This window comes from Streptomyces sp. NPDC003691 (genome assembly GCF_053981115.1).
The window spans coordinates 1-4,706 of the sequence record NZ_JBSFNQ010000192.1 but is presented as its reverse complement, the minus strand read 5'-3'; the positions used below and the strand labels follow the sequence as shown (position 1 = coordinate 4,706).

General features: G+C 71.5%; 4 protein-coding genes. 2 read left to right on the top strand and 2 right to left on the bottom strand.

Annotated elements, in window-relative coordinates; genetic code table 11:
- Nucleotides 1-86: 86 nt before the first annotated feature.
- Both hisS and ACWDR0_RS34565 read right to left on the bottom strand, forming a co-directional pair.
- Nucleotides 87-1,349 (bottom strand): histidine--tRNA ligase, encoded by a 1,263-nt coding sequence (hisS, locus tag ACWDR0_RS34570; protein ID WP_456355801.1) that lies wholly within the window; start codon nucleotides 1,347-1,349, stop codon nucleotides 87-89.
- Between the two features lie 13 nt (nucleotides 1,350-1,362).
- The gene (locus ACWDR0_RS34565) at nucleotides 1,363-2,070 is read right to left on the bottom strand and encodes an MBL fold metallo-hydrolase (protein ID WP_456355800.1); all 708 of its coding nucleotides are present in this window, start codon (nucleotides 2,068-2,070) and stop codon (nucleotides 1,363-1,365) included.
- A 248-nt stretch (nucleotides 2,071-2,318) separates the two neighbouring features.
- On the opposite strand from ACWDR0_RS34565, the gene ACWDR0_RS34560 reads away from it, so the two are divergent.
- Together ACWDR0_RS34560 and ACWDR0_RS34555 are read left to right on the top strand one after the other, a co-directional pair.
- Entirely contained in the window at nucleotides 2,319-3,116 is a 798-nt protein-coding gene (locus ACWDR0_RS34560) for a peptidylprolyl isomerase (RefSeq protein WP_456355799.1), read from the top strand.
- 215 nt (nucleotides 3,117-3,331) lie between these two features.
- Entirely contained in the window at nucleotides 3,332-4,561 is a 1,230-nt protein-coding gene (locus tag ACWDR0_RS34555) for a DUF349 domain-containing protein (protein ID WP_456355798.1), read from the top strand.
- Nucleotides 4,562-4,706 lie beyond the last annotated feature (145 nt).

Below are 4,706 nucleotides of genomic sequence, written 5' to 3'. Positions count from 1 at the left end.
GCGGCGCCGGGACCGGGGTACGGCGGTCACCGCCGTATGCCGTACCCGGCGGCGGTCCCGCCGGGGCGGGACCGCGGGACCGGCCGTCAGGCCAGCCGGGTGCGGAGGGCCTCCGCGATGTCCGAGAGGGGTACGGGGGTCTGCTCGCCGGACTCCATGTCCTTGAGCTGGACGTGGCCCTCGGCCAGATCCCGGTCACCGGCCACGATGGTGTAGCGGGCGCCGCTGCGGTTGGCCGCCTTCATGGCGCCCTTGATGCCGCGGCCGCCGTACGAGAAGTCCGCGGCGATGCCCTCCCTGCGGAGCGCGGTGACCACGCCGAACAGCACCCGGCGCGCCTCCTCGCCCAGAGGAACGGCGTACACGCTGGTGGCGGGCGGGATATCGAGGGTGACGCCCTCGGCCTCCAGCGCCAGCACCGTACGGTCGACCCCGAGGGCCCAGCCGACGGACGGCAGCGCGGGGCCGCCGATCATCTCGGAGAGGCCGTCGTAGCGGCCGCCGCCGCCCACCGCGGACTGGGAGCCCAGACCGTCGTGGACGAACTCGAACGTGGTGCGGGTGTAGTAGTCGAGGCCGCGCACCAGACGGTCGTCGTCCTCGAAGGCCACGCCCGCCTCCGCCAGCAGCTCACGGACCTCCTTGTGGTACGCCCGGCAGGCGTCGCACAGGTGGTCGGCGAGCACCGGCGCCCCGGCGAGCTGCCGCTGTACCTCGGCGCGCTTGTCGTCGAGGACCCGCAGCGGGTTGATCTCGATCCGGCGGCGGGTCTCCTCGTCGAGGTCGAGACCGCGCAGGAAGGACTGGAGCGCCTCACGGTAGACCGGGCGGCACTCCTTGTCGCCGAGGCTGTTCAGCAGGATGCGGAAGTGGCGCAGCCCGAGGGAGCGGTACGCCTGGTCGGCCAGGATGATCAGCTCGGCGTCCAGCGCCGGGTCCTCCGCACCGATGGCCTCGGCCCCGACCTGGGAGAAGTGGCGGTAGCGGCCCGCCTGGGGGCGCTCGTAGCGGTAGTACGAGCCCGAGTACCAGAGCTTCACCGGCAGCGCGCCCTGCTTGTGCAGACTGGCCTCCAGCGCGGCCCGCAGCACGGACGCGGTGCCCTCGGGGCGCAGCGCCAGCCTACTGCCGCCCTTGGTGGTGAGGGTGTACATCTCCTTGGTCACGATGTCGGTGGACTCGCCGACACCGCGGGCGAAGAGGTCGACGTCCTCGAAGCCCGGGGTCTCCACATAGCCGTAACCCGAGTTGCGCAGCGGGGCGGCGATCGCCTCGCGCACCGCGAGGAAGTTCGCGGAGGCGGGCGGCAGCAGATCGTAGGTGCCCTTGGGGGCCTGGAAAAGACTCACGGCAGTTCTCTCGTCACATTCCTCGTCGGGGAGCGTCGATGCTCCCCAGGCCGGCCGCCACCTCGCGCAGATACGGATTGGTGGCGCGCTCACGGCCGATGGTCGTCTGGGGGCCGTGTCCGGAGAGCACCACGGTCGAGTCGTCGAGCGGCAGGCAGACACGTGCCAGCGAGTCGAGCATCTCGGCGTGATCCCCGCCGGGCAGGTCGGTGCGTCCGATGGAGCCGGCGAAGAGCAGGTCGCCCGAGAAGAACACCGGCGGGATATCGCCGGTCTCGGGCAGCCCGAAGGTCACCGACCCCTTGGTATGGCCGGGCGCATGCGACACGGTCAGCTCCATGCCCGCCAGACCCAGCACCGAGCCGTCGGTCAGCTCGTGCACGTCGGACGGCTCGCCCACGGTCAGCTCGCCCATCAGCTGCGTACCGAAGGAACGGCCGAGCGCCTTCTCCGGGTCGCTCATCATGTAGCGGTCGGCCGGGTGGATCCAGGCGGGCACGTCGTGTGCGCCGCAGACCGGGACCACCGAGGCGACATGGTCGATATGGCCGTGGGTGAGGACGACGGCGACGGGCTTCAGGCGGTGCTTGGCGACTGCCTCGGCCACACCGTCGGCGGCCTGGTGGCCGGGATCGATGATCACGCACTCCTCGCCGGCGGCGGGGGCGACCAGGTAGCAGTTGGTCCCCCAGGCCCCGGCGGGGAACCCGGCAATAAGCACGTATGTCCTCGTTGGGTGGTCGGCGAAGTGGCCGGCGGAGCGCCGGACGGCACGGAATTGCGACAGGTCAGAGCCTACCGGCCCTGCTGCTCCCACAGCCAACCCGTATACGGTACGGGCACGCGGGGCACGGACGGCCGTGCCCGTACGGTGGAACCACGGCAGCCCACGACAATCACAGCAACCACAGCACTCCGCGCAACCCGCACGACACCAGGGGTGACGCGGACGGAGAAGGAGCAGACTCGGTGGTCAGCAGCGATCAGCGGCGGCGGCAGCTCGCCCGGGAGAAGTTCGAGCGTCAGCAGCAGCGCCGGGCGGTGGCCCGCAGGCGGAACCGGCGGAACGGCGCGATCGCCGCCGGGGTGGTCCTGCTCCTGGTGGGCGGTGCGGTCGTGGCCGCGACCACCTGGGACGACAAGGACGACAAGGACAAGCAGACCGTGGCCGGGGACAAGAGCACCCCGTCCCAGGAGAACTCGCCGCCCGCCGACGAGCCCAAGGTGCCCGAGCCGAAGATGGCGGTCGACGCCAAGGCGAAGTACACGATGGCCATGACCACCAGCCAGGGCAATGTGTCGATCGCGATGGACGCGGCGAAGACCCCCCGCACGGTGAACTCGTTCAAGGCGCTCGCCGACAAGGGCTACTTCACCAAGACCAAGTGCCACCGGCTGACCACCGAGGGCATCTTCGTCCTCCAGTGCGGCGACCCCAAGGGCGACGGCACCGGGGGCCCCGGCTACAACATCCCCGACGAGAACCTGACCGCGCTCGGCAAGGCGGGCACCGACGGTTCGGTGGTCTTCCCGGCGGGCACCGTCGCGATGGCCAACACCGGTCAGCCCAACTCCGGCGGCAGCCAGTTCTTCCTGGTCTACAAGGAGACCAGGCTCCCGCCCACGTACACGCCCTTCGGCACGATGGACGCCGCCGGGCTGAAGGCGGTCCAGAAGGTCGCGGCCGCCGGTGTCGAGGGCAATGCCAAGGACGGCGCGCCGAAGTCGGCGGTGACCGTGGAGAAGGTGACCGTGAGCAAGGCGTAACCGGCCGGCGCCGGTCCGTGCCGCTCCGCCGCCCCGCGCGGCGGAGCGGACACCGGCACTTCCCGGTGCGGGAAATGCGTGGGCGCCGAGTGCGGACAGCCGGGCGACCGGTCGCCTAGATTGGCGTTGTGCAGGGCGGGCGCGGCTCGCCCCTGGAAACTGTGGACGATGCCCGGGGTGAACTCCCTCGGTGGGCATCAGGTGGAGGAGGCGCTGTGAGCAGCGACCCGTGGGGCCGTGTCGACGAGACGGGCACCGTGTACGTGCGTACTGACGACGGCGAGCAGGTCGTCGGATCGTGGCAGGCCGGGACTCCCGAGGAGGCCCTCGCCTATTTCGAGCGCAAGTACGAAGGTCTGGTCGTCGAGATCGATCTCCTCGAAAAGCGGGTGAAGACCACCGATCTGTCGGCCAAGGACGCCCAGACGGCCATCGACCATCTGCGGCAGCAGGTCTCCGAGCACCATGCCGTCGGTGACCTCGCCTCGCTCGGGCGACGGCTCGACACCCTGATCGAGACGGTCGACCGGCGCCGTGAGGAGCGCAAGGTCCAGCGGGCCAAGCAGCACGACGAGGCCCGCAAGGCCAAGGAGGACCTGGTCGCCGAGGCCGAGGAGCTGGCCCGGAGCGAGCAGTGGCGCTCCGCCGGCGAGCGGCTCCGAGCCCTGGTCGACACCTGGAAGGGCCTCCCCCGGCTCGACCGGAAGTCGGACGACGAGCTGTGGCACCGCTTCTCGCACGCCCGCTCGGCCTTCTCCAAGCGGCGCAAGTCCCACTTCGCGTCCCTGGACGCCCAGCGCGAGGAGGCCCGCAAGGCGAAGGAGGCACTGGTCGCCGAGGCCGAGTCGCTCTCCAACTCCACGGACTGGGGGGTCACCGCGGCCCGCTACCGCGAGCTGATGACCGACTGGAAGGCGGCGGGCCGCGCCCAGCGCGAGGCCGAGGACGATCTGTGGAACCGCTTCCGCGGCGCCCAGGACGTCTTCTTCGCCGCACGCGGCGAGGCGTTCGCCGAGCGGGACGCCGAGCAGACGGAGAACCTGAAGCTCAAGGAGGAGCTGGCGGCCGAGGCGGAGCGCCTGGTGCCGGTCACCGACCTCAAGGCCGCCCGGGCGGCGTTCCGGGGCATCAACGAGCGCTGGGAGGCCATCGGTCATGTACCGCGGGACGCCCGGCCTCGGGTCGAGGGCCGGATGCACGCGGTCGAGCGCGCCATCCAGGAGTCCGAGGAGAACGAGTGGCGCCGGACGAACCCCGAGGCGCGGGCCCGTGCCGCGGGTCTGACGGGCCAGCTCCAGGCCGCCGTGGACAAGCTGCGTGACCAGATCGACACGGCGCGCGCGTCCGGCAACAACGCCAGGGCCGACAAGCTCACCAAGGAGCTGGAGGGCCGGCAGGCACTGCTGGACCAGGCGCTGAAGGGCCTCCAGGAGTTCGGAGGCTGAGCCAGCCCCTCCCGGGCGGGGTGTCGGAACCGCGGCTTGCCGCACCGGTCGAATCGGTGCTGCGGGGACGGCTGCTGGAGCGGGCCGCGGTGCTCGGCCCCGGCTGGCTGAGCGGACAGCGGACCGGGTCCCTGGTCGCGCTGGC